The following is a 23,172-nucleotide window of genomic DNA, read 5'->3' as shown; positions in this document are numbered from 1 at the left end:
CGCGTGGCGGCTAGAAGCGGCCCGCCAGCTGGCCTCCGACTGCGGCCGGGTCGGTGCTGAGGTAGAACTCGCGGATCGCCGCGGCGGCCTCGTCCGTGGTGACGAACCCGTCCCCGTCCGAGTCGAGCGACTGGAACGTCTCGAGCGCTTCCAGCTGACCGACCCCGGTGGCGGCCTGGAGGGTCATCCACTCGTTGAGCGACACCCGGCCGTCGTCGTCGGTGTCACCGAGCTCGAAGGTGGCCTGGGCCAGTGGGATGGCGACCTTCTCGATGAAGTCGGGGTTCTCGTGCGCGGCCACCCACTCGCTCTTGCTGATGACCTTGTCGCCGTCGGAGCCGATGTGCCCGTCGAGCATCTGCCAGAGCCTGTTGGCACGGCGGGTGACCTCCCGCCACTGGTCCGAGCCGGGGTTCACGCCGAAGCTGACGCACCAGCTCTGGATCAGACCGTCGATGTCCGACTGGTCGATGACGCCGTCACCGTTGGCGTCGTATCTGTCGAAGTGCTTCTCGAACTTCTGCTGCTGGAGTTCCGTGGTCATGACTGACTCCCTCGGATCTGGACGGCCGGTCCGCCCCCGCGGCCTGACTATGGCTGATCGACGGCTTTTCGACACGTAGTCGGCAACTCATCGACCTGATCAGGTGAAACGGTCCTCCGCGTAATCGACCCTGGGTAGTTTTCGGCTCCACGAAAGAGATAAATGTTGACCCGATTTAATGGTGTTGGGGAACGGCTGCGAGCAGTGTGCGCGTGTAGTCGTGCTGCGGTGACAACAGCACCTGTTCCACGGTGCCCTGCTCGACCAGCTCGCCCCGGTACATCACCGCGACCCGGTCGGCAATGGTCCACGCCAACCCCAGGTCGTGCGTGATCACCAGCGCCGCCAGGCCCAGCTCACGCCGCAACCGCAGCAGCAACGCCAGGATCTCCCCCCGCACCGAGGCGTCCAGCGACGCCACCGGCTCGTCCGCGACCAGCAACCGCGGCCCCAGCGCCAACGCCCCGGCGATCACCACCCGCTGCCGCTGCCCACCCGACAACTCGTGCGGCAGCGAGGTGAAGAACAGCTCCGGCGGGCGCAACTCCGCCTGGGACAACGCCTGGGCGACCCGCGCGGCCTCGTCGCCCTCGACCTTGTGGATGCGCAGGCCCTCCGCCACCGCCTCGTACACCGAGTGCCGCGGGTTCAGCGCGCTCGTCGGGTCCTGCAACACCAGCTGCACCTGCCGCCGGTACGCACGCAGGCCCGACGCCGAGCGGGGGAGCTCCACGCCCTCGAACAGGACCCTGCCGGCGGACGGCCGCTGCAGACCCAGCAGGGTGCGGGCCAGGGTGGTCTTGCCGGAGCCGGACTGGCCGACCAGCGCGACGATCTCCCCCGCCCGCACCTCCAGGTCCACGCCCGCCACGGCCTTGGTCGTGCCGTAGTCCACGCGCACGCCCTCCGCCCGCAGCAGCACCGGCCTGCCGGCAGCCGCGGAGGGCGAGGAAGCCGAAGAAGCGGCGGAAGGCGAGGAGCCCGGACCGGCGTGCCGCGACGCCGGGTCGCCCACGGTCGGGAACGCCGCCGCCAACGCCTGCGTGTGCGGATGGGTCGGGGACGCGATCACCTCCCGCGCCGGACCCTCCTCCACGATCTCGCCGTACCGCATCACGGCCAGCCGATCGCACGTCGACGCCAGCACCGACAGGTCGTGGCTGATCATCACCAACCCGATCCCGCGCTCGGACACCAGCCGCTTCAGCACGTCCAGCACCTGCGCCTGCACCACCACGTCCAGCGCCGTGGTCGGCTCGTCGGCGATGACCAGCCGCGGCGAGCACGCCAGCGCCATCGCGATCATCACCCGCTGCTTCTGCCCACCGGACAACTCGTGCGGGTACGCCCGCGCCGCCCGCGCCGGCAGCTCCACCTGGTCCAGCAGGGCCGACACCGACCCGGTGACGCCGTGCAGCCGCATCGGCTCGGCGATCTGCTCGCCCACCCGGTGCACCGGGTTCAACGCGTGCATCGCACCCTGGAACACCACCGACGCCGCCGCCCACCGCACCGCCCGCAGCCGGCCCCACGACATGCCTCGCACGTCCTCGCCGTCGAGCAGCACCTGACCCTCGACCCGCGCGGTGCGCGGCAGCAACCGCAGCACCGACATGGCGACGGTCGACTTGCCGCACCCCGACTCCCCCGCCAACCCCAGCGTCCGCCCCGCCTCCAACGCGAGAGACACCGACCGGACGGCCGTCACCTCACCCCGCGCGCCCCGGTAGTGCACGCTCAGCTCCCGCAGCTCCAGCAGGCTCACCGCTCCCCCTTCAGCCGCGGGTTGAGCACCGTCTCCAGGGCCCGCCCGCACAGCGTGAACGCCAGCACCACGCACACCACGCCCAACCCGGGCGGGATCAGGACCCACCACGCCCGCTGCGACACCGCGCCGTGCATGTTCGCCGCGTGCAGCAACGACCCCCACGACACCCGCGTCGGATCGCCCAGCCCCAGGAACGACAGGGTCGACTCCGCCACGATCGCGGACGCCACCGTCAACGTCGTGTTCACGAACACCAGCGGCAGCACCGCGGGCAGCACGTGCCGGCCGATGACGTGCCCGTGGCCGCCGCCCAGCGCGCGGGCGCGCTCGATGAACGGGCGCGCCTCCACCGCCAGGGTCTGCGCCCGCACCAGGCGCGCCGTCGCGGGCCACGACGTCACGCCGATCGCCAGCACGATCGTGCCCAGACCGCGGGGCAGCACGGTCGACAGCGCGATCGCCAGCACCAGCGACGGCAGCACCAGGAAGAAGTCGGTGAACCTCATCAGCGCCGCCGACACCCAGCCGCCGAAGTGCGCGGCCGTGATCCCGACGACCGTGCCGATCAGCACCGACAACACCGTGGCCGCGAGCCCCACGACCAGCGAGATCCGCGTCCCCCACCACGTCAGCAGCAGCACCGAGCGCCCGTTGTGGTCGGTGCCCAGCCAGTTCGAGGACGACGGCGGCTCCCACGGCGACGCGGTCAGCCGCGTCACGTCCAACCCGGACTGGTCGGTCACGAACGGCGCCAGCACCGCCAGCACCGCGATCACGACCAGTCCGATCAACCCGACCAGCCCGGCCCGCTGCGACGCGAACTCCCGCCACGTCGCCCGTGCCGCGGCCCGACGGCGCTGCCACACGATCGCCGTCACGACGCACGCACCCTCGGGTCGAGCACCCGGTACAGCAGGTCCGCGAACACGTTCATGGTGATCACCGCTCCCGCCAGCACGACGAACGTGCCCTGCAACAGCGGCAGGTCCGGCCCGGTCAGCGCCTCGTAGGTCAACAGCCCCAACCCCGGCCAGGAGAACACCGTCTCCACCGTGATCGCCCCCGACACCACCAGCCCCAGGTGCAGGAACACCAGCGTCACGGTCGGCAGCAACGCGTTGGGCACCGCGTGCCGCCGCCGCACCAGGTCGTCCCGCAACCCCTTCGCGCGGGCCGTGGTCAGGTAGTCGGCGTGCATCTCCTCCAGCAGCGAGGACCGCATCACCAGCAGGTACTGCGCGTAGACCACCGCGATCATGGTCACGCACGGCAGCACCATGTGGTGCGCCACGTCCAGGGCCTGCGACAGGAAGTCCGGCGGTGTGTCCGGGTAGCGCATGCCGCCGCTGGGGAACAGGTCGCCGGTCGCCAGCGACAGCAGCATCCCCAGCCAGAACGTCGGCATCGCCCACTGCGCCAGCGCCGCACCGGTGGAGATCCGGTCCGACCACGACCCGCGCCGCCACGCGCCGCGGATGCCCAGCCACAGCCCGAGCACCACCGCCAGCACGGTCGCCGTGCCGGTCAGCAGGATCGTCGGCCACATCCGTTCGCCGATCAGCTCCATCACCGGCCGGCTGTAGACGTAGGAAGTGCCGAAGTCGCCCCGCAGGGCCGCGCCCAGGTAGTCCACGAACTGCTCGCCCAGCGGCTTGTCCACGCCCAGCCGCGCGCGCAGCTCGGCGAGCTGGTCCCCGGTGACCGGACGGCCGCGCGTCATCGCGACCACCGGGTCGCCGGGGATCACCCGGAACAGCAGGAAGCCCAGCGCCACCACGAACAGCAGGCTGACCAGCGCGCCGCCGACCTTGCCCGCCAGGTGGCGGATCACTCGCGGTCCTCCGCGCGCGCACCGCGCCGGCGGTTCACCAGCCACGCGCCGCCCAGCAGGACGACCAGCGTGCCGCCGACGACACCCGCGATCAGGCCGGTGTTCGACCCGGCCGGCTGCCCGGCCGACGCGGCCGGCACCGCGCCGTAGTAACCCCACATGCCGTTCTGCGCCATGATCACGCCACCGGGGTCGGGCTGGACCGGGAACGAGGCGAACTTGTCGCTGCGGTAGGCCTCCAGCGCGTTGTCGTAGCCGAGGATCACGGCGGGGACCTGGTCGTAGAACCGCTGCTGCATCCGCTGCACCAGCTCGCGCCGCTTGGCCGGGTCGAACTCGGCGCGCTGCTGCGCGTAGAGCGCGTCGTACTCGGCGTCGCAGAAGAACGTGTCGGTGGTGCCGCCCTTGCCGTCGGCGTTGGGCCGCTGGTCGCAGGTGTGCAGGGACAGGATGAAGTCCGGGTCGGGGTTGGTGCCCCAGCCGGAGAACACCAGGTCGAACGCCCCGGCGGTGCTGGACTCGTTGAGCTGGTTGTCGGACACGATCTGCACGTCGACCACGATGCCGAGGTCGGCCAGGGACCGCTTGACGAACTCGCCGGCCTGCTCGTCGTAGGCGCGACTGGCGTGCCCGAGCAGCCGCAGTTCCATCCGCCGGCCCTCGGGCGAGACGCGGATGCCGTCCTCGCCGCGCGCGTAGCCGGCTCCGTCCAGGTCGGCGTTCGCGGCGGCCGGGTCGTACGGGTGCGCCGGTTCGGGCTTGAGGTGGTAGTCGGCGAACACCGGCGGGATGGGGCCGGTGCCGCGCTGGGCGTAGCCGCCGTTGACCCGCTTGATGATGGCGTCGAGGTCGAGCGACTTGGCGATCGCGCGCCGCACCACCACGTCCTTCAACGCCGGGTGCCCGTCGCCGATCGGCTCGCCGGTGCGGGTCGCCGCCCCGGAGTTGATCACCAGTTCGTTGAAGCGGCGGCCGTGGGCCTGGTTGCGGGTGATGCCGGACTTGTCCTTGAGCGAGTCGAACTGCGCCGGACCCATCCGGTTGACCAGGTCCACCTCGCCCTTGCCCAGCGCCTGCACGGCCGCGTCGGAGGTCTTGTAGTAGGTGAACGTGAGCTCGTCGTACTTAGGGGCGCCGCGCCAGTAGTCCTTGTTCGCCTTGAACCGGATGAACTCGTTGGCCCGGTACTCGGCCAGGACGAACGGCCCGCTGCCCACGAGGGGCGTCCGGTCGTTGCGGTACTCGGCGATGTCGGTGACCTTCGACCACACGTGCTCGGGGACGATCGGCACGTCCAGCGCGAGCATGGTGGCCTGCGGCTGCTTGGTCTTGATCACCAGGGTGCGGTCGTCGGTCGCGGTGACGGACTCGAAGGCGGCGGTGAAGCTGCCGTTGGCGGTGGCCGCGACCTCGTCGCGCATCATCAGGTTGTAGGTGAACGCGGGGTCCTTGGCCGTGATCGGCTGCCCGTCGGACCACTTCTTGCCCTCGGGCACGTGGAACGTCCAGGTGAGCCGGTCCTCGGACGACTCCCAGCGGTCGGCCAGGCCCTCCACGGGGCGCTGGTCCTCGACGTCGTAGGCGGTGAGGTAGTCGTACATCAGCCTGCCGACCTCGGTGCCCGCCTGGAAGATCGACAGGAACGGGTTGAGCGAGTCGACCTGCTGGGTGATCGCCACCCTCAACGTGACCGTCTGCTGCGCCGGCGCCGGTGTGGGCGCGAGCAACACCACCATCGCCATCGCCGCCGTGACCGCGCCGAACCGCCGGATACCCACAGTGACCGCCTCCTGCCCGTGAGTCGAGGTCAAGAAGTAACCACTACTGTGAGGTGCCCGTCAAGAAGCGACGACAGCTCGGTACGGTGAACCCATGCGGATCTTGATCTCGGCGGACATGGAAGGGGCGACCGGCGTCACGTGGACCGCCGACGTCGTCCCGCAGACCGAGCAGTGGCAGCGGTTCCGACGGCTGTTCACCGGCGACGTCAACGCCTGCGTCGCCGGGGCCCACGCGGGCGGCGCCACCGACCTGCTCGTCAACGAGGCCCACTCGTCCCAGCGCAACCTCCTGCTGGAGGACCTGGACCCCCGTGCCCGGCTCCTCACCGGACGGCACAAGCCGCTGTCGATGATGCAGGGCATCGACTCCGGCGTGGACGGCGTGGTGTTCCTCGGCTACCACGCGGGCGCCGGCCAGGAAGGCGTCCTCGCCCACACCTACCTGGAGAACTCCGTCACCGGCGTGTGGCTCGACGGGGTCCCTGCCAGCGAAGGCAGGCTCAACGCGGCGCTGGCGGCGGAGCACGGCGTCCCCGTGCTGCTCGTGACCGGCGACGACAAGGCGTGCGACGACGCCCGCGACTACGCGCCCGACGCGGAACTCGTCGCCGTCAAGGACTGCGTCAGCCGCTACGCCGCCGTCTGCGCCCCGCCGAAGGTGACCTCCGAACTGATCACCGCCGCCGCCCGGACCGCCGTGACCCGCGCCGGGCGCGTGCCTGGCACGGTCGCCGAGCACCGGGTCGAAGTCGAGTTCGACGCCACCCACCTCGCCGCCGCCGCGGCCGTTGTCCCTACTGTTCAGCAGGTCGGAGCACGCCGGGTCGGGTTCGACGCAGCATCCATGACCCTGGCGATGCAGGCGTTCAAGGTCGTCACCGCGATCGCCGCAGGGGCAGTGGAGGGTATCTATGGCTGAGGGAACGCATGGCTGAGGACGTTGTCGACCTGTGCGCCGCGCTGCTGCGCTTCGACACCACCAACCACGGCGGCGGCGAGTCCGCCGGTGAACGCGAGGCAGCCGAGTTCGTCGCCGCGCACCTGGACGCCATCGGCGTGCAACCCACCGTGCTGGAGTCCGCGCCCCGCCGCGGCAACGTGCTGGCCCGCGTGCCCGGCACCGAACCCGACCTGCCCGCGCTGCTCGTGCAGGCGCACCTGGACGTGGTGCCCGCCGACGCCGCCGAGTGGAGCGTGCCGCCGTTCGCCGGCGTCGAACGCGACGGCTTCCTGTGGGGGCGCGGCGCGGTCGACATGAAGGACATGATCGCCATGGTGCTCGCCGTGCTGGGCGATTGGTCCCGCACCGGCCGCCGTCCGCGCCGCGACATCGTGCTCGCGTTCGTCGCCGACGAGGAGGACCGCGGCGAGTTCGGCGCGCAGTGGCTCGTCGAGCACCACGCCGACTTCTTCGCCGGCTGCACCACCGCGATCAGCGAGTCCGGCGGCTACTCCTACCCCGTCGGCGACCACCGCATCTACCCCATCGGCACCGCCGAACGCGGCACGTCCCACCTGCGGCTCACCGCCACCGGGCGCGCCGGCCACGGATCACGCCGCAACGACGACAACGCCGTGGTCAAGCTGCTCGGCGCGCTCGCCCGCATCGCCGCCATCGACCACCCCGTGCGGCTCACCCCCACCGTGAAGGCGTTCATCGAACAGGTCGGCGCGGCACTGGACGTCCCCGTCGACCTCGCCGACGTCGACGGCACCATCGCCCGGTTCGGCTCCGCCGCCCGGCTGGTCGAGAACACCGTCCGCAACAGCACCACGCCCACCGTGCTGCGCGCCGGGTACAAGGTCAACGTCATCCCCGGCAGCGCCACCGCCGAGATCGACGTGCGCACCCTGCCCGGCACCGTGGACGAACTCCTGGCGTCGATCGACGTCGCGCTGGGCGCCGAGGTGCGACGCGAGTTCATCGCGAGCGAGCCGCCCGTGCAGGCGCCGATCGACTCGCCCTGGTTCGACGCGATGGCCGACGCCCTGCGCGCCGAGGACCCCGACGCCGTGGTCGTGCCCTACTGCATGGGCGGCGGCACCGACGCCAAGGCGTTCAGCCGGCTGGGCATCGACTGCTACGGCTTCTCGCCGCTCACCCTGCCCGCCGGGTACGACTACCGGGCCATGCCTCACGGCGTGGACGAACGCGTGCCCGTCGAAGGCCTCCGTTTCGGCGCGCGCGTGCTCGACCGGTTCCTGTCCTCGTAGCCCCTCCTCGTAGCCCCTCCTCGTGGACCTTCCTCGTGGACCCGTCCTCGAGGAAGGTGATCGCACCGCCGATGAGTTCCGCCGCCCGCGGACGTTCCAACCCCGTAGCCGACGCAAACCGCGGGAGGTCCACGATGGGCAAGGTCTTCACCCACATGACGATGTCGCTCGACGGGTTCATCGCGGACCCGCAGGACGGCGTTGACGAGCTGTTCGACTGGTACCAGGCGGGTGACGTGAGCGTGCCCAGCCACGCCGAGCAGTACACGTTCCAGGTCGACGCGAACAGCGCCGGGATGTTGCGCGGGATCCTGGCGGACACCGCCGTCATCGTGTGCGGCCGGCGCCTGTTCGACCACACCGGCGGGTGGGGCGGCCGGCACCCGGCAGGCGACCACGTGGTCGTCGTGACCCACCACCGGCCCGAGGACGCCGACAAGTGGACGACGACCACGTTCACCGACAGCGTGGAGGCGGGGATCGCCGAGGCCAAGCGCATCGCCGGCGACGAGGACGTGACGATCGCCAGCGCGGACATCGCCGCGCAGGCGCTGGACCTGGGACTCGTGGACGAGGTCCACGTCAGCCTCGTGCCCGTGCTGCTCGGCGAGGGCATCCCCTACTTCGCGAACCTGACCCGTGCACCCCACCGGTTCGACGACCCCGTCGTCGTCCAGGGCACGCGCGCCACCCACCTGAAGTACGTCGTGCGCCCTACAGCGAAGGGTCGGTGATCTCCCGCAGCCTGGCCAGCGCGTCGCGCAGCGCCGCCATTCGCCGCTGACCCAGGTGCGCCGTCCACTCCTGCTCCACCTCGGCGATCGCGGCCAGACCCACCGGGATCGCCTTCTGCCCGCGCTCGGCCACCCGGATCAGCCGGGCCCGCGCGTCGGTCGGATCGGGCGTGCGCTCCACGTACCCGCCGCGTTCGAGCTGGTCGACCAGGAAACCGGCGGTCTGCTTGGTGACCTGCGCGGCCTCCGCCAACTCGGCCAACCGCGACCCGTTGCGGCTGATCCGCCGGAACAGCCGCGCCTGCGCGGGCGTCACGTCGTCGAAACCCGCCACCGCCAAGGCGGCGAACATCCGGTCCTCCATCTCGCGGTGCGGCAGGTACAGCAGCAGGCTGAGGTCGTCGGGCACGTCACTCCTTGACGTCGGCCAGCGAAGTCGATCACCTTATCGTGACCGGCACCACGACCGCCGGACCTTGGGATAAGCGCTTCGTGGACTTGTCGACGCCGATGTGCCTCCCCGGCAAGGGCCGCTACGGACGTCGCGCCAGGCGGGCCAGCTTCAACGCCAGGTGCAGCTCCAGCCGCACCCCGCCGTCGGCCAGGTCGCGGCCGGTCAGCTCGGCGATCCGGCCCAACCGGTAGTACAGGCTCGTGCGGTGCAGGTGCAGGTGTTCCGACGCGGTCCGCACGTCGCACCCCGAGTCCAGGTACACCTCCAACGTCCGCAACAGCACGTCCGACAGCCCCGCCAGCACCTCGTCCGGCGACGCGCCCAGCAGGAGCCGGTACGCGCCCAGTTCGGACCACCGCACCCGGTCCGGCAACGCCGGGTCCAGCCGCGCCAGCTCCGCCGCCGCCAACGCCTGCTGGTACGCCGACCCCGCCCGCTCGGGCGGATGCGGATCGCTCACCCCGACGTGCCCCGGCAACTCCGGCACCGGGTCGCCCGCCGGCACCGTGCGCACCACCCTCGGCTCCAACCCGACGACCACCCGCACCGGCGTCCGCTCCCCGACCGGAACCTGCGCCGCCAACGCCGCCAGCCGACCGCCCAGGTCCAGCGCCGGCTCCGGCGGCTCGCCCAGCACCCACAGGTAGCCGACCAGCGTCCCGTTGTGCCGCAACGGGAACCCCACCCGCTGCCGGAACCCCAGCGCTTCGTTCTCCGGCACCCGCACCGGCCCCGTCGCGGTCCCGATGCCGTGCTGCTCCTGCCACGCCGCGACGTCCGCCGGCACCCTCCGGGTCAGGATCGCCCGCACCCGCGCCGGGTCCACGTCGTCGGCCTGGGCGCTGTGCGCGACCACCCGGCCCGCCACGTCGTCCACCGACACACCGCGTCCCAACACCCGGGACAGCTCGTCCAGCAACTCCTGCATTCCGACAACTGTAGGAACAACTCCAATCCCCGGACGGTCGCCCCACCCGCCGCCCACGCCCTAGCGTGCACACTCGTGACGAACAGCCGGATCGCCCCCTGGGCCTCCCCGCAGGCACAACGCAGACTCGCCGAGGTCGAAGCCGCCGTCTCCGCCGACCTGACCGCCGCCGGTGTCGCGAGCACCGTCCGCAAAGCCCTCGAAGCGCACTGCGCGCAGGTCGACGACGACGGGATCGTGCTCTACGCGGGCACCAACGTGCTCAGCCCCACCGCCGCGGGGGCCGTCTCCCACAGCCTGTCCAGCCGGCCGAGCATGGGCTGGCCCGGCGAGAAGTACCAGGTCGGCCTCGACCACCTGGACACCCTCGAAGTCCTCGCGCCCATGCTCGTCGCCACCCTCATGGAAGGCCGGTTCGCCGAAGTCCGGCTCCAGAGCGCCACCCTGGCCAACCTCGCCGTCTACACCGCGTTCGCCCGCGCCGGCGACAAGATCGCGGTGCTGCCCGAGTTCGCCGGCGGCCACGCCAGCCACCACGCCCAGGGCGTGCCCGCGATCCGCGGCCTGACCGTGGTCGACCTGCCCTACCTGCCCGACGAACTGGACATCGACTACGGGAAGCTGCCGGGGTTCCTGCGCGTGCACCGCCCCCGGATCGTGGTCATCGGCGCCAGCCTGATGCTGTTCCCGCACGACGTCGCCGCGGTGCGCGCGGCGGCCGACGAGGTCGGCGCGGTCCTCGTCTACGACGCCTCCCACATGGCCGGGCTCGTCGCCGGCAAGGAGTTCCAACGGCCCCTGCACGAGGGCGCCCACCTCATGACGTTCTCCACCTACAAGTCGTTCGGCGGCCCGTCCGGCGGCTGCGTCGTGACCCGCGACCCCGACCTGGCCGAACGCGTCTCGAACGTCGCCTACCCCGGGATGCTCGCCAACTACGACGCCGGACGCCTCGGCGCGCTCGCCGTCACCGCCGCCGAACTGGCCGAACACGGCCCCGACTACGCGCGGGCGTGCATCGCCAACGCCCAGGCGCTCGGCCAGGCGCTGTCCGACAACGGTTTCGACGTCGCCCGCCACGACGGCGAGTTCACCCGGTCCCACCACCTCGCCGTCGACGCCCTCACCCTCGGCGGCGGCGACGCGGCGGCCGCGCGACTCGGTGACGCCGGCGTCTACCTCAGCGGCATCAGCCTGCCGTGGCAGCGCATCGACGAAGGACTCCGCGGCCTGCGCATCGGCACCCAGGAGATCACCCGCCGCGGCTTCACCCCCGAGCACCAGCCCGCCGTCGCCGACCTCATTCGCCGCACCCTGATCGACCACGAACCACCCGAACGCGTGCGGACGGACGCCATCGCGCTGCGCCGGTCGGTCAACGACGCGGTGCGGGTCACGGGGTAGGTCTCAGCACCGGCTTGAGCGGGACGCACGCCCGCGCGGGCGTCCCGCTCCGACTCCCGATCAAGGACGGGAGCTGTCCGCAATCGTCGATAGCGTGACGTCGTGACCGAGAAGCTGACGACACGGGCGTTGAACCGGGCCACCCTGCACCGGCAGTACCTGCTGGAGCGGGTGGCCGCGCCCGCCCGCGACGTGGTCGAGCACCTCGTCGGGATGCAGGCGCAGGAACCGTTCTCGCCCTACTACGGCCTGTGGTCCCGGATCCGCGACTTCCGGCCCGAGGAACTGGCATCCCTGCTGCTCGACCGGAAAGTCGTCCGGGCATCACTGCACCGCGCCACGATCCACCTCGTCAGCGCCGCCGACCACGGCCGGATCGAACCGCTGCTGCGGCCGTTCCTGCACCGCCGGTTCGCGTCCTCGCCGTTCGCGTTCGTGCTCGACGGGCTCGACATCGACGCGTTCACCGAAGCCGCCGCCGCACTGGTCACCGAGAAGCCCCGCACCCGCCGTGAACTGGGCGACCTGCTCGCCGCGCGATGGCCCGACCACGACGCCACGGCCCTCGGCTACGCGGCCAGCTTCCTGGTGCCCGTCGTGCAGGTGCCGCCACGCGCGGTGTGGGGGAAGTCCGGACCGGCGGCGTGGGCGAGCCCCGCGGCCTGGCTCGGCGCCGTCGAACCGGCGACGTCACCCGAGGAGTTCGTGCGGCGCTACCTGGCCGCGTTCGGACCGGCCTCAGTGCGGGACGTGCAGACCTGGGCGGGCATCACCCGGCTCAAGCCCGTGGTCGAGGCGATGGACCTGCGGGTCTTCACCGACGAACGCGGACGCACCCTGTACGACGTGCCGGACGGACCGCTGCCCGACACCGACACGCCGGCGCCGGCCCGGTTCCTGCCCGAGTTCGACAACCTCCTGCTCGGCCACGACGACCGCACCCGCGTCATCTCCGACGAGGACTACCGGCGCGGGATCGTGGTCGGCGGCAAGCCGACGCTGCTGGTGGACGGCTTCGTGCACGGCACGTGGAAGATCACCCGCGACGGGCTGGACGTCGAGCTGTTCCGGCCGGTGAGCAGCGCGCAGAAGGCCGACGTGGAGGCCGAAGGAGCACGGCTGCTGACGTTCGCGGGCGTGTCCGGGGAGGTCCGGATCTAGACTTGGACGAACGCCTTGGGCGGTCGTCCAGTACGATCGCCCGATGACGGTTCGAGAACGGCTGCTGCACGCGGCCACGGAACTCATCGCCGAGAAGGGCTGGGGCGCGGTCAGCACCCGGATGCTGGCCGACCGCGCCGGCGTCGGCTCGGGGGTCGTGCACTACCACTTCGACTCGGTGCAGGCAGTGCTCGTGCAGGCCTCCGTCGGCGCGCTGCGATCCGCGGTGAACCACCTCGGACCGCTGCTGGACACGTCGTCCACCCCGGCCGACGCGCTGACCCGGCTGCTGGAGGCGTTGGACGGGCACGGCGGGCAGGAGCTGTTCACCGAGACGCTGCTCGCCGCCACCCGCAACGACGAACTGCGCCAGGCGGTCGGCGAGGTGCTGGTCGAGTTCCGCCGCACGCTCGCCGAGTGGCTGGCATCGCGCGACGTGCCCACACCGGTCGAGACCGCCGCCGTGCTCGCCGCGGCCGTCGACGGCGTGCTGCTGCACCGCGCGATCTCCCCCGACCTCACCTCGGACGTCGTCGTGCCGGTGCTGGGGAGGGTGGTGCGGTGAAGGTCGTGATCAGCGGGGCGGGGATCGCCGGGTTGGCGGCGGCGCACCGGCTCGGGACGCTCGGCCACGAGGTCGTCGTGGTGGAACGCGCCGCCGGGCCGCGCACCACCGGCTACATGATCGACTTCTTCGGGCCGGGGTACGACGCCGCCGAGCGGATGGGCGTCCTGCCGCGCCTGGCGGAGCTGGGCTACCGGGTGGAGGAGGCCGCGTACGTCGACTCCCGGGGACGCCGGGTGGCCGGCCTGCGGTTCGACCGGCTCGCGAGCGCGGTGGACGGGCGGCTGCTGAGCATCATGCGGCCGGACCTGGAGCGTGCGCTCCGCGAGGACCTGCCCGCCGGCGTGACGCTGCGGTTCGGCGTCGGCGTGGTGGGCGTCGAGGACTCGCCGTCCGGCGTGACCGCCCGGTTGTCCGATGGGTCGACGGTGACCGGTGACCTGCTGGTCGGCGCGGACGGCGTGCACTCGACCGTGCGGCGACTCGTGTTCGGCGACGGGCACCTTCGCTACCTGGGGTTCCACACGGCGGCGTTCACGTTCGACGACCCGGAGATCCACGCGCTCGTCGCCGACCGGTTCTGCGTCACCGACACCATCGGCCGGCAGGTCGGGTTCTACGGGCTGCGCGACGGGCGGGTGGCGGCGTTCACCGTGCACCGGACGGCGTCACCCGACCTGCCCTCCGATCCGCGGGCGGCGGTGCTGGAGGCGTACGGGTCGCTGGGCTGGGTCGTGCCGCGTGCGTTGGCGCGGTGTCCGGCGGAGATCTACTACGACCAGGTCGCGCAGCTGGAGTTGCCACGCTGGGTGGCCGGGCGGGTCGTGCTCGTGGGGGACGCGTGCGGCGCGGTGTCGTTGCTGGCCGGACAGGGCGCGTCGCTCGGCATCGGCGGCGCGTACGTGCTGGCCGAGAACCTGGACGACCTGCCGGCGTACGAACGGGCGTGGCGGCCGGTGGTGCTGGACAAGCAGCAGGTCGCACGGTCGGGCGCGCGGTGGTTCCTGCCCTCGTCGCCGCTGCGGCTGTGGGCGCGGCGGGTGGCGATGAGGCTGTCGGACCTGCCCGGCGTCAACCGGGTGGTGGCCACGAGCCTGGTCGGCAAACCGGCACCCCTCGGCTGAACGGCGGTGGCACGGGCGCCCCGGATGGCGCAGCGACGCCGTTCCCCGGCCGTGTCCGGGGGCGTCGTCCGCTGCGTTCCGGGGTGTCGGCGCGCGGGGTGACACGCGGGGGATGACGCGCGACGTCGCCAGCCGGTGTGGTCCGGAGCGGCTGTGGGTAGATCCCCGCCGCCGACAGCCTGCTCTTTTCCGGTGCGGTTGTTCGTGGGCCCGGCGGGGTTGACCCGGCCGGCACGTCGTGCGGTCAGGGTCGGGTGCTTCGCTCCGCGCGGAGGGCGTCGAGTTCCGCTTGCAGCCGGTCGAGTCGGTTTTCCGCCCGTTCGGCGCGGACCAGTGTCTGGGTGCGGGCTTCTTCGAGGGCGTCGAGGCGTTCGCGGGCGGCGCGCTCGACCCGGTCGAGTTCGGCGCGGTGGGTCTCGCGTTGTTCGGTCAGCTCGGCTCGGGCCCGGTCGAGTTCGGTGCGGGCGTCCTGGGCGGACTGCTCGGCGCGTTCGGCCTTGACCCGTGCTTCGTTCGCGGCGTCCGCTTCGGCGCGGGCGGCGGCTCGGGCCTGTTCGACGCTCGCCTGCGCCTCGGTGCGGGCTTGTTCGACGAGGATCCGGGCGTCGGCCTGTGCGCGGTCGACCTGGATCTGGGCTTCGGTCCGACCGCGTTCGACGAGTGCCTGGGCATCCTGCCTGGCCTGGTCGATCAGGGCTTGGGTGTCCGCCCGGACCTGCTCGACTTCCCGCACCGCGAGTCGACGGGCCTGCTCGGCGTGCGCGACCGCGTCGGCCTTGGCCTGCTCCACCCGGGCTTCCGCGTCGCGCCGGATCTCGTCCACGACGGTGGCGGCCTCGACGCGGATGGCGGCGATCTCCTGCTCGGCCCGTTCGACGGCGGCGTCGGCTTCGGCGCGGGCGGCGTCGCGCTGTTCGTAGGCGGCTTCAGCGTCACGCTCGGCCTGCTCGGCGGCACGCACCGCGTCCTCGGTGGTGTCCTCGGCGGCCTTGCGGGCCTGCTCGGCGTCCCGCCGCCGCCGTTCCTCCTTGGCGACCGCGGCTTCCGCTTCGGCGACCCGCCGTGCGGCCTCGGCCTCGACGGCTTGGACCTGACTCTCGGCCACGCTCGGGTCGGCGATCGCGGACAGCTCCGTGACGGCCCCGGTGAGCGTGGTCGACATCTGCTCGGCGAGCACCCGGAACCGCTCCAACAGTTCCTCAGCCCTGATCTTGCCCGCGGTGATCCCATGGGGGCCTTTCGTCACGGTGACGATCTCCTGTTCGACCTCCGCCCCCTGCGCCAACCGCTGCCTCTCGCGCCAAGCACGCCAGCGGGTGTGTTCCGGCAGGTCGCAGTACTCGGCAGGCCGCCCCGGCCCGCTTCCCCGGAACACCGGGCGCGTGCAGCCGGGGTAGTTGCAGGTCGTCGCGGGGGTCTCCGTCGTCGTCACGGCGATATCGTAGCAGAGTTGCGTTGTACTAACGTTAATACGCATAACGTTACCCTCATGAGTGGGCGAAACCTGGCTTCCGATAAGTGAACCTTATCGGAAGCCAGGTATGCGACTGGAAACGGCCGTGGCTCTTGTGGCGCGCAGCGGAACTGTCAGCGCTTGAGCTGGGCATATGCAGCAACGTGTCAGCGCGTGCCCACGTGAGGTGTCAGTGGAAGCGCACGCCGGATGTCAGTGACCGATCCAGCCGATGTGAGCGTGGTACGACCCAGCGCGCTGCTCCTCCGCTGCCTCGTCACGAGAGGTGTGCCGGTGCGGGTGACGAAACCCCAACTCCGGTCCTCGGAGCTGAGGCCAGCACGCAGCCGACGGTGGGCTGACCGGCGCGTGGTCACCACTGGTGAACCCTGCGGTACTGCGAGCACGACTATGCGCGAGGTCGTTACGCTCCCTCGTGTGTCCGACCGCGTCCGAATTCTCGGTTTCCTCCGCTCAGCGCCGGGAGTGGTGTTCGTCGAGCCGGGGCCGCACCTGGTCATGCGCGATGAGGTGCACGACGCGGCACGGGCCGAACTCGCGCGACGTGGACTGCCCGGGTCGTACCCGTACGTCGGGTGGCACAGCCAGGCCGACGGGTTCGACCGCACGGGCGCCCTCGTACGGCCACAGCGCGTCTTCTTCGGCGGGGACCGGATCGTCGTGGCGCGGGCACTGGCGGGACTGGAGCCGCACGGATTCGCGGTCCTGGGCGGACGCAGCGACGCCGAGGTGTTCGTGCTGCGCCGCGACGCCGCCCCCTCCAGGGTCGATCCCGCCTTGGCGGAGGAGTGGCGGACGCGGCTGGCCCTGCTGGGCGACGAGATGCTCGCGCCGCTGCGTCACGGCGAGGCGGCACGTGTCCACGAGGTGGTTGCCCACCCCGGGATGCGGGACCTCTTGGCGCCCGCGGTGCGTGCCCTGCGCCTACGGCAGGCCCTGACCGCCGAGGACCTCGACGTCGCGTGCTCGCCGGAAGGTCTTGAGGCGCTGGGGACCGAGGCGGCGGCCGTGGTCACGCACGCGCTCGGGGTGGGCCACCCGAGGTCCCGGGACGCGGCTTCGACGCTGGCCGCCCGGGGACGGGCCGACGCCGCACTGCTGCGCGCGTGGGATGACCCCGAAGCGCTGCGGACCGCGCACGCCTCGGCTCTCGCCGGACGGGACGTGGGTGTCTACCTCGATCTCGTCGAACACGGTGGTGCGGACCCCGTGTCCGCCGCCGTCGATCTCGCCACCGAGATCAGGGCCGGTGGCAGCGGTGACGGGGACTCCCGCGTGACGGCGGTCGCGGTCGGCTTGGTCGCGCGGCACGGCGGTGTGCGGCGAGAGCATGCCCTCGCCGCACTGCGCGACGAGCGGGTGCCGCTGTGGCTGCGGATCGTCGTCGCCGACCGCTGGACCAGAACACCTGCCACAGCGCTCACCCGCCCACCGGATCCCGCGGCGTCTCACGACGCCGTCGCCCTGGTGGACGCCTGGCTCGCGGCGGTCGACGAAGTCCGCGCCGCCCTCGGCCTCCCACCGAGCCCCGGATTCGACCCCGCCGACAAGCTCGGGCGGGACGCGGCGGTCGAGCAACGGGAAGCACTGGTCGACAGGCACCTGGACGGGCTGAGGGCAGCCCTGGTCAGGGAGGACCTCGGCGAGCCCGCGGTCGCCGTGTTGCTCGAACTGCTTCACGGTGCCGGGGCGCTGCGGGCGCAGGACCTCGCTCACCTGGCCCGCGACTGGCGCACACGCCTGTTCGTCGAACCGGACCCGTACACGAGCGCCGCACCTGCGGTCGTGACGTACGCGGCTGCCCTCGTCGCGGCGGGCGACGATACCGGTTGGGAGGTCGCCGACGCCGTAGCACGGGACACCCGCCCGTGGTCGCTACCCGCGCGCCGGCTGCTTTGCGGAGCGCTGGTCCGTGATCGGGCCGACGACCTCGCCGCCGAAGCGGAGCTCGTCCCCTTCGCGCACAGCGGCGAGCACGATGCCGCGCACGCCCTGTGCCTCGTGCGCGCACGGTTGCGGCAGGTTCCGCCCGTGACCGCCGCCTGCGAGTCGATCATCGAGGCCCCCGCGAACCCGCTCTACGTCCGCCGCGGCTTCGCCTCCGCCGCCATCTCGGCGGCCGAAGGCGGGACAGGACTGTGGTCGCACCACTTCCGTCGCAACTCCGTACGCGCCCTGGACGCGGCGCTCCGCCTGGCGAACCAGGAGCAACTCCCCCGGGATGCCCGCCGGACGATCCTGGCCGTCGCTGATACGTCGACTGTTCTCGACCACCCGACGAACGCCCGGCCCGTTGTGGCGCAGGCCGTTGACGTAGACCGCCTACGCGTCCTGCGGCACTCGGCGGGCTTCCTCCTGGAGGCGTGACGCTGTCTCTGCCGACAACTCCGTCCGTGCAGGTGAGCCGCGCGCAGCGCGAGGGATCGCAGTGCTTGCAGGGCCGCCGCAAGTCCGCAGCGATGTCGACTGACGCGGCATCATGACCGGCTGTGCTGCTTCGATCGGCCTACCTGGGTCTGACCAACGCGTTCGCGATGCCGCGCCTGCTCCCCATGAGCGACCGGACGAGGATGTGGAGATTCCGTCGCTATGACATCAGATCACTGTCCTTGAACGGCAACCGGGCAATGCCCGTCCGGGTTTTCCCTCGGCGACCGAGCATTCGTCGCGGCACTGCTGCACCGACTCCCCGTCGACCCGCACGGTGAGGCCGTTCGGCGACTCGACGCACCGCGTGATCTGCCCCTGACCTCAACGGATTGCCGTGCCGGGCCATTCGCCCAATCCCGGAAGGCGTTCCAGTCGACCGGGATCAGCGGCGGAGCCCTGCTGCCAGATCTCGGTAATGAGGGTGAACGCCTGGCTCGGAAGGGTGCCGGTCACGTGGTGCGGGGCCGGGCGGAGGTGGCGGAGCGAGGAACCGCGTGCCAGGTAGGTGTCCAGGACCGCGCGACCCGCCGCCGCGCTGGTGCGGTCGCGGCTGGTGGCGAGGTCCTGCGCGACCGCCCAAGCGGCCCTCCTGCGCGACGTACTGACGCGCGGATCAGCACGGGCCAGGTCGTCGTCGTCGCCACCCGGCGGCCAGCCTGTCAAGGCCTCGTCCGCCGCAATCCGTCCGCGCTTGACTTCATACACCTATAGCAGGTCGGGCACCATCAGAGGTGTCCATGGAAGCTGACGAGTCGGCGCTGCCGGCCATGGTCCTCACCGGGCCATCTGTACCGGGATCCATGGCCAGGGCGACCGCAAGAGCATCTCTCCCGACGACTCACCGACTCCGCCGACCACGTGCCCCGGACGCGGAGTGGGTGCTGGGGTGGCTCACCGAAGGACGGAGTCGGCGCGACGGCGAGCGGATCTCCCGGCCGGACGTGCGGGTCTTCGGCATCATCGGCGTCCGGGTGGAGGCCACCGACCGCGAGGTCGGCTGCTGGAGCGCGTTTCGTCCGGCCTGGCCTCGTTCCGGGTGCGCTGCCGCGAGGGCGTGCCGCAGGTGCTGGCGCCTGCGGACCTGTGGCCGGGCTACCGGGACGTGGTGGAGCTCGGCCCGACGGTGCAGTGCGCGCCAGCCGCCGTGGCGGACGGCGCCCGCACATGGTTCCTGGACGACGTGCTCGTGCCCGGCGCCGACGTGCACTACGACGTGGTGCAGTCCGAGGAGGAGCGGCCGGTTCCGGCACGCGGTGACCAGGCACGTGCCGGTGGAGGCACCGGACGCGCCGGGGTTCCGCCGGCTGGGCGTGGCCGCGGTGGCCGCGCTCGCGCGGTCCAGCCACCAGGTCGACATCGGGGCGCGGAGCCTGCTCCTGTGCCTGTCCGGCACTGCCCCGCCCGCTGATGCGACGACCGTCCGGACGCTGTTTACTATGCTAAAATTAACTGTATCGTCGGTGTGGTTCCGGAGTCCTTCCACGCAGAGGGGGCCACCGCGTGAGCCACACGGCGAACCTCGAACACCCGACCGCCGATCCGCTGCGCACCGCGTCGTGGGACCGGTTGCGCGAGCTGTTCGCACTCGACCCGACCACCATCCACCTCAACACCGGCACCGTGGGCGCGATGCCGTACGAGGTGCTCGACACCGTCGACCGGGTGACCCGCGAGTGGACCGGCGGGCTGATGGACGTCTACCTGCCCGCGATGTTCACCGAGTACCGCACCGCGATCGGCCGGTCCTACGGCGTCGACGTGGACGAGATGGTCATCTGCCACAACGCGACCGAGGGCGTCGCCCGGGTGATCAACGGGCTCGACCTGCACGCCGGCGACGAGGTCGTCACCACCTCGCACGAGTGCTACTCGGTGCTGTCGAACTTCAACCTGGTCCGCAACCGGCACGGCATCACGCTGAAGGTGATCACGCCGCCGTCCGGGCACGAGGTCACCGCGGACGAGATCGTCGCCCTGTTCGAGGAGGCGATCACGCCGCGCACCAAGGTGCTCGCGTTCGCCGCCGTCACCCTGTTCACCGGCACCATGATGCCGATCCGGCGGCTGTGCGACCTGGCCCAGCGGCACGGCCTGACCACGGTGGTCGACGGCGCGCTGCTGCCCGGCATGCTCGACGCCGACCTGCGCGCGCTCGGCGTCGACTTCATGGCGTGCTCGGGCTCGAAGTTCCAGTGCGGTCCGCTCGGCACCGGCCTGCTGTACGTGCGCAACAAGGTCTACCCCGAGCACAACCCGTTGCCGCTGCCGACGTTCTGGCCGGTGATCTCGACCTGGTACCCGATGCTCGGCAGCCCGCCGCCGCGCACCACCACGAAGGTGGAGAGCTGCAACATGGGCGACTACCTCCAGAGCGCGGGCAGCGCCAGCATCGCGCGGGGCGCTGCGCTGGCGAAGGCGTGCGAGCTGTGGGACCGGATCGGCCGGACACGCATCGAGCGGCGGATCATGGACCTCGCCGAGCACGCGCGCGGCCGGCTGATCGAGGCGTTCGGCGCGGAGTCGCTGTACTCGCCCGGTGTCGACCCGGCGCTGCGGTCGCCGCTGATCGCGTTCAACCCGTTCCGCGCGCCCGAGGACGCCTGGAACGTCAAGAAGTTCAACGCCTTCGTGCGCGCTCTCGAAGAGGAGCACCGGATCTGGACCAGGTGGACGGAGTTCGACGTGCCCGGCTCGCCGCACCAGCACTACGCCGCCCGGCTGACCACCCACCTGTTCAACGACCGCGCCGAGATCGACCGCGCGGTCGCGGTGATGGCCCGGCTCGCGGAGCGGATGTCGTGAACCCGCCGGAGGCAGCGGACCAGCCGGAGGCCGTGACTCGGTCGGAGACCGCGATCCGGCACGACGAGGTTCCCGGCCGACCGGGGCCGATCACCCTGCGACTGCGCGGACCGGCGACGCCGCTGGTGGTCGACCCGGTGTGCTGGCGCAACGGGATCGAGGACAGGGTGACCCGGCTGTTCGCCCGCACGCTGTTCGCCTACCCGCCGCGGGACGACCTGCGGGACTGGCAGGCCTACGAACCGGTCGGCGACCTCGCGACCGTCGTGCCGTCGACCTACAACGCGGGTCTGGGCGCGAGCCACCTCGGCTACGTGGTGCACCTGCGGCCCGACGTCGTGTGGGACACCACGCCGCCCAGGCCGGTCACCGCGCACGACGTGGTGCGTGCGTTCAAGCGGTTGGCCCACCCGGCGGCCCGCAACGCCGCCCTGCCCTACCTCCTCGGCACGGTCCGCGGCCTCGCGGAGTTCCACGCCGGCTACGCGAGGGTCGGCCCGACCGCTGCGGAGATGTCCGGCTACCAGGCGACGCACGACATCAGCGGGGTGTTCGCGCTGGACGACGCCACCGTCATGGTGGAGCTGACCCGGCCGGCGCTCGACTTCGTGGACGTGCTGACCCTGCCGTGCTTCTCCCCCGCGCCGGCGGAGTACGACTTGCTGGTGCCGGGTGACCCGGCGTTCGTCCACCACGTGCGCTGCACCGGCCCGTACCGACCGGTGCCCGGGGACCCGATGGCGCTGGAGCGCAACCCCTCGTGGCGCAAGGACACCGATCCGGTGCGCGAACAGCACGTCGACCGCATCGAGTTCACGGTCGACGACGCGGACGGCCTCGCCGCGCGGATCGCGGCCGACCAGGCCGACCTGCCGTGGGCGACACGGCTGCTCCAGCCGGACGGGAGGCTCGACGCCCGCGGGTTCGCACTCGACCCGTACCTGGTCTTCAACGGACGCGGCCGGGCGCGTGACGCGGCGGTGCGGCGGGCGCTGGCCCAGGCGTTCGACCGGCTGTCCACGGCGGAGCTGGTGGCGGAGCCCGGGTTCGACGTGCTGCCAGCCGGTTCGCTCATCCCGCCGGGCAGCGACGGGCACGAGGAGACGCCCGTCGTCCCGCTGACCGGCGCGCCGGAACGCTGCCGCACCCGGCTGGCCGAAGCGGGCCACGCCGATCTGGCACTCACGCTGGTGTGCGTGGAGCGCGACGCGGCGGTGGCGTCGGCGGTCTCCGCGGACCTGGAGAAGGCCGGTGTCACCGTGCGGACCGTCGTGGTGGACGACGTCCGCCACCGCGCGGTGCTCGACGACCCGGACGCCGAGTGGGACGCCGCGCTGGCGTGCTGGTCCGCGCCGTGGTTCCACCGCAACGGCCGGGTGTTCGTGCAGGCGTTGGGCCGCGACGGCGATCCGGAGGTGGGCCGGCTGGTCGACCGGGCGTTGGCGGCCGTGGCGCACCCCGATCAGGAGGCCGAGCACTGGCGTGCGGCACAGCGCGCGGTGCTGGCGGACGCCACCGTGGTGCCGCTGCTGTTCCGCCGACCGTCCCGGCCGCCGCTGCGCGGTCCGCGGGTGCGCGACGCGCGGGTCCTGCCGTCGCTGGGCCACTCCATCGACCTGGCCACGGTCCGCGTCGAGCCGGGTGCGGACCGGTGAGCGACCTCGCGCGGGACTACCGCCGCTGGGCCTGCGGATGGGCCGGGTGGGGGACGGGTTCGTGGACTGCTGGTTCGGCGACGCGGAGCTGAAGGAGCAGGTGGACGCCGAGCCGGCGCCCGATCCGGCCGACCTGGCGCGGCAGTCGGCTGGCTGACCGGGTTGGGCTCGCCGGGTTTGTCGAACTGGGCGTGGCAGGCGGAGCGTTCGTGCGCCCCGCCTGCGCCCGTTGGAGCGCACGACGCGGACGACGCGGGCTGTCCGGGAGGAAGGCGTCGTACTCGCGCGGCGGGTGGTGTCCCA

Annotated in this window: 21 protein-coding genes; 12 read left to right on the top strand and 9 right to left on the bottom strand. The window is 72.0% G+C overall.

Annotation, left to right across the window (positions count from 1 at the left end):
* Positions 1-10 precede the first annotated feature (10 nt).
* From ACRAKI_RS18325 to ACRAKI_RS18305, 5 genes are all read right to left on the bottom strand, one after another.
* Positions 11-544 (bottom strand): EF-hand domain-containing protein, encoded by a 534-nt coding sequence (locus ACRAKI_RS18325; protein ID WP_447001720.1) that lies wholly within the window; start codon positions 542-544, stop codon positions 11-13.
* 175 nt (positions 545-719) lie between these two features.
* A complete protein-coding gene (gene nikE / locus ACRAKI_RS18320) occupies positions 720-2,309 on the bottom strand; it encodes a nickel ABC transporter ATP-binding protein NikE (protein ID WP_447001719.1) in 1,590 nt (529 codons plus the stop codon).
* Positions 2,306-3,190, bottom strand: coding sequence for an ABC transporter permease (locus ACRAKI_RS18315; protein WP_447001718.1), 885 nt, complete (start codon positions 3,188-3,190; stop codon positions 2,306-2,308). Before ACRAKI_RS18315 ends, nikE begins: the two co-directional genes overlap by 4 nt.
* Positions 3,187-4,143 (bottom strand): ABC transporter permease, encoded by a 957-nt coding sequence (locus ACRAKI_RS18310; RefSeq protein WP_447001717.1) that lies wholly within the window; start codon positions 4,141-4,143, stop codon positions 3,187-3,189. Before ACRAKI_RS18310 ends, ACRAKI_RS18315 begins: the two co-directional genes overlap by 4 nt.
* Positions 4,140-5,885: an ABC transporter substrate-binding protein gene (locus ACRAKI_RS18305; protein ID WP_447008447.1), complete on the bottom strand. Its 1,746-nt coding sequence runs from the start codon at positions 5,883-5,885 to the stop codon at positions 4,140-4,142. Before ACRAKI_RS18305 ends, ACRAKI_RS18310 begins: the two co-directional genes overlap by 4 nt.
* Positions 5,886-6,015: 130 nt before the next feature.
* On the opposite strand from ACRAKI_RS18305, the gene ACRAKI_RS18300 reads away from it, so the two are divergent.
* The 3 genes from ACRAKI_RS18300 to ACRAKI_RS18290 all read left to right on the top strand — a co-directional run bounded on the left by ACRAKI_RS18300 (position 6,016) and on the right by ACRAKI_RS18290 (position 8,872).
* Positions 6,016-6,843: a M55 family metallopeptidase gene (locus tag ACRAKI_RS18300; RefSeq protein WP_447001716.1), complete on the top strand. Its 828-nt coding sequence runs from the start codon at positions 6,016-6,018 to the stop codon at positions 6,841-6,843.
* Positions 6,844-6,851: 8 nt separating this feature from the next.
* Entirely contained in the window at positions 6,852-8,138 is a 1,287-nt protein-coding gene (locus tag ACRAKI_RS18295) for a M20/M25/M40 family metallo-hydrolase (RefSeq protein WP_447001715.1), read from the top strand.
* 134 nt (positions 8,139-8,272) lie between these two features.
* Positions 8,273-8,872 (top strand): dihydrofolate reductase family protein, encoded by a 600-nt coding sequence (locus ACRAKI_RS18290; protein WP_447001714.1) that lies wholly within the window; start codon positions 8,273-8,275, stop codon positions 8,870-8,872.
* Here the strand turns inward: ACRAKI_RS18290 and ACRAKI_RS18285 are convergent.
* Entirely contained in the window at positions 8,853-9,281 is a 429-nt protein-coding gene (locus tag ACRAKI_RS18285) for a MarR family winged helix-turn-helix transcriptional regulator (RefSeq protein WP_447001713.1), read from the bottom strand. The two genes, ACRAKI_RS18290 and ACRAKI_RS18285, sit on opposite strands and share 20 nt — an antisense overlap.
* Before the next feature lie 124 nt (positions 9,282-9,405).
* Positions 9,406-10,254 (bottom strand): PucR family transcriptional regulator, encoded by an 849-nt coding sequence (locus ACRAKI_RS18280; RefSeq protein WP_447001712.1) that lies wholly within the window; start codon positions 10,252-10,254, stop codon positions 9,406-9,408.
* Positions 10,255-10,329: 75 nt separating this feature from the next.
* Here ACRAKI_RS18280 and ACRAKI_RS18275 point away from each other — a divergent pair, with 75 nt between their 5' ends.
* The 4 genes from ACRAKI_RS18275 to ACRAKI_RS18260 all read left to right on the top strand — a co-directional run bounded on the left by ACRAKI_RS18275 (position 10,330) and on the right by ACRAKI_RS18260 (position 14,508).
* On the top strand, positions 10,330-11,658 hold the full coding sequence (locus ACRAKI_RS18275) for a DegT/DnrJ/EryC1/StrS family aminotransferase (protein ID WP_447001711.1): 1,329 nt from the start codon (positions 10,330-10,332) through the stop codon (positions 11,656-11,658).
* 102 nt (positions 11,659-11,760) lie between these two features.
* Positions 11,761-12,819 (top strand): winged helix DNA-binding domain-containing protein, encoded by a 1,059-nt coding sequence (locus tag ACRAKI_RS18270; protein ID WP_447001710.1) that lies wholly within the window; start codon positions 11,761-11,763, stop codon positions 12,817-12,819.
* A gap of 43 nt (positions 12,820-12,862) precedes the next feature.
* Entirely contained in the window at positions 12,863-13,384 is a 522-nt protein-coding gene (locus ACRAKI_RS18265; RefSeq protein ID WP_447001709.1) for a TetR/AcrR family transcriptional regulator, read from the top strand.
* Positions 13,381-14,508 (top strand): FAD-dependent oxidoreductase, encoded by a 1,128-nt coding sequence (locus ACRAKI_RS18260; RefSeq protein WP_447001708.1) that lies wholly within the window; start codon positions 13,381-13,383, stop codon positions 14,506-14,508. The genes ACRAKI_RS18265 and ACRAKI_RS18260 overlap by 4 nt, the downstream gene beginning before the upstream one ends.
* A gap of 244 nt (positions 14,509-14,752) precedes the next feature.
* Here the strand turns inward: ACRAKI_RS18260 and ACRAKI_RS18255 are convergent, their stop codons facing one another.
* A complete protein-coding gene (locus ACRAKI_RS18255) occupies positions 14,753-15,940 on the bottom strand; it encodes a hypothetical protein (RefSeq protein WP_447001707.1) in 1,188 nt (395 codons plus the stop codon).
* Positions 15,941-16,399: 459 nt separating this feature from the next.
* Here ACRAKI_RS18255 and ACRAKI_RS18250 point away from each other — a divergent pair, with 459 nt between their 5' ends.
* Complete coding sequence (locus ACRAKI_RS18250; protein WP_447001706.1) at positions 16,400-18,349, top strand: hypothetical protein; 1,950 nt, start codon at positions 16,400-16,402, stop codon at positions 18,347-18,349.
* A gap of 384 nt (positions 18,350-18,733) precedes the next feature.
* Here ACRAKI_RS18250 and ACRAKI_RS18245 read toward each other — a convergent pair whose 3' ends face one another.
* Complete coding sequence (locus ACRAKI_RS18245; protein ID WP_447001705.1) at positions 18,734-19,117, bottom strand: hypothetical protein; 384 nt, start codon at positions 19,115-19,117, stop codon at positions 18,734-18,736.
* A gap of 169 nt (positions 19,118-19,286) precedes the next feature.
* Between ACRAKI_RS18245 and ACRAKI_RS18240 the strand changes: the two genes are divergently transcribed.
* The 4 genes from ACRAKI_RS18240 to ACRAKI_RS18225 all read left to right on the top strand — a co-directional run bounded on the left by ACRAKI_RS18240 (position 19,287) and on the right by ACRAKI_RS18225 (position 23,026).
* Entirely contained in the window at positions 19,287-19,820 is a 534-nt protein-coding gene (locus ACRAKI_RS18240) for an NDP-hexose 2,3-dehydratase family protein (protein WP_447001704.1), read from the top strand.
* A gap of 92 nt (positions 19,821-19,912) precedes the next feature.
* On the top strand, positions 19,913-21,214 hold the full coding sequence (locus ACRAKI_RS18235) for an aminotransferase class V-fold PLP-dependent enzyme (RefSeq protein WP_447001703.1): 1,302 nt from the start codon (positions 19,913-19,915) through the stop codon (positions 21,212-21,214).
* The gene (locus tag ACRAKI_RS18230) at positions 21,211-22,869 is read left to right on the top strand and encodes an ABC transporter substrate-binding protein (RefSeq protein WP_447001702.1); all 1,659 of its coding nucleotides are present in this window, start codon (positions 21,211-21,213) and stop codon (positions 22,867-22,869) included. The genes ACRAKI_RS18235 and ACRAKI_RS18230 overlap by 4 nt, the downstream gene beginning before the upstream one ends.
* Entirely contained in the window at positions 22,856-23,026 is a 171-nt protein-coding gene (locus tag ACRAKI_RS18225; RefSeq protein ID WP_447001701.1) for a hypothetical protein, read from the top strand. Before ACRAKI_RS18230 ends, ACRAKI_RS18225 begins: the two co-directional genes overlap by 14 nt.
* The last annotated feature ends 146 nt before the right edge of the window (positions 23,027-23,172 follow it).

The organism is Saccharothrix isguenensis, assembly GCF_052936305.1.
This window is presented reverse-complemented; position numbering and strand designations above follow the sequence as displayed.

What these genes read in the sequence shown, in the direction of transcription:
- ACRAKI_RS18295 (WP_447001715.1), top strand. Translation starts at nt 6,852, where the DNA reads ATGGCTGAGGACGTTGTCGACCTGTGCGCCGCGCTGCTGCGCTTCGAC.
- ACRAKI_RS18280 (WP_447001712.1), bottom strand. Translation starts at nt 10,254, where the DNA reads ATGCAGGAGTTGCTGGACGAGCTGTCCCGGGTGTTGGGACGCGGTGTG.
- ACRAKI_RS18290 (WP_447001714.1), top strand. Translation starts at nt 8,273, where the DNA reads ATGGGCAAGGTCTTCACCCACATGACGATGTCGCTCGACGGGTTCATC.
- ACRAKI_RS18300 (WP_447001716.1), top strand. Translation starts at nt 6,016, where the DNA reads ATGCGGATCTTGATCTCGGCGGACATGGAAGGGGCGACCGGCGTCACG.
- ACRAKI_RS18305 (WP_447008447.1), bottom strand. Translation starts at nt 5,885, where the DNA reads ATGGCGATGGTGGTGTTGCTCGCGCCCACACCGGCGCCGGCGCAGCAG.
- ACRAKI_RS18265 (WP_447001709.1), top strand. Translation starts at nt 12,863, where the DNA reads ATGACGGTTCGAGAACGGCTGCTGCACGCGGCCACGGAACTCATCGCC.
- ACRAKI_RS18325 (WP_447001720.1), bottom strand. Translation starts at nt 544, where the DNA reads ATGACCACGGAACTCCAGCAGCAGAAGTTCGAGAAGCACTTCGACAGA.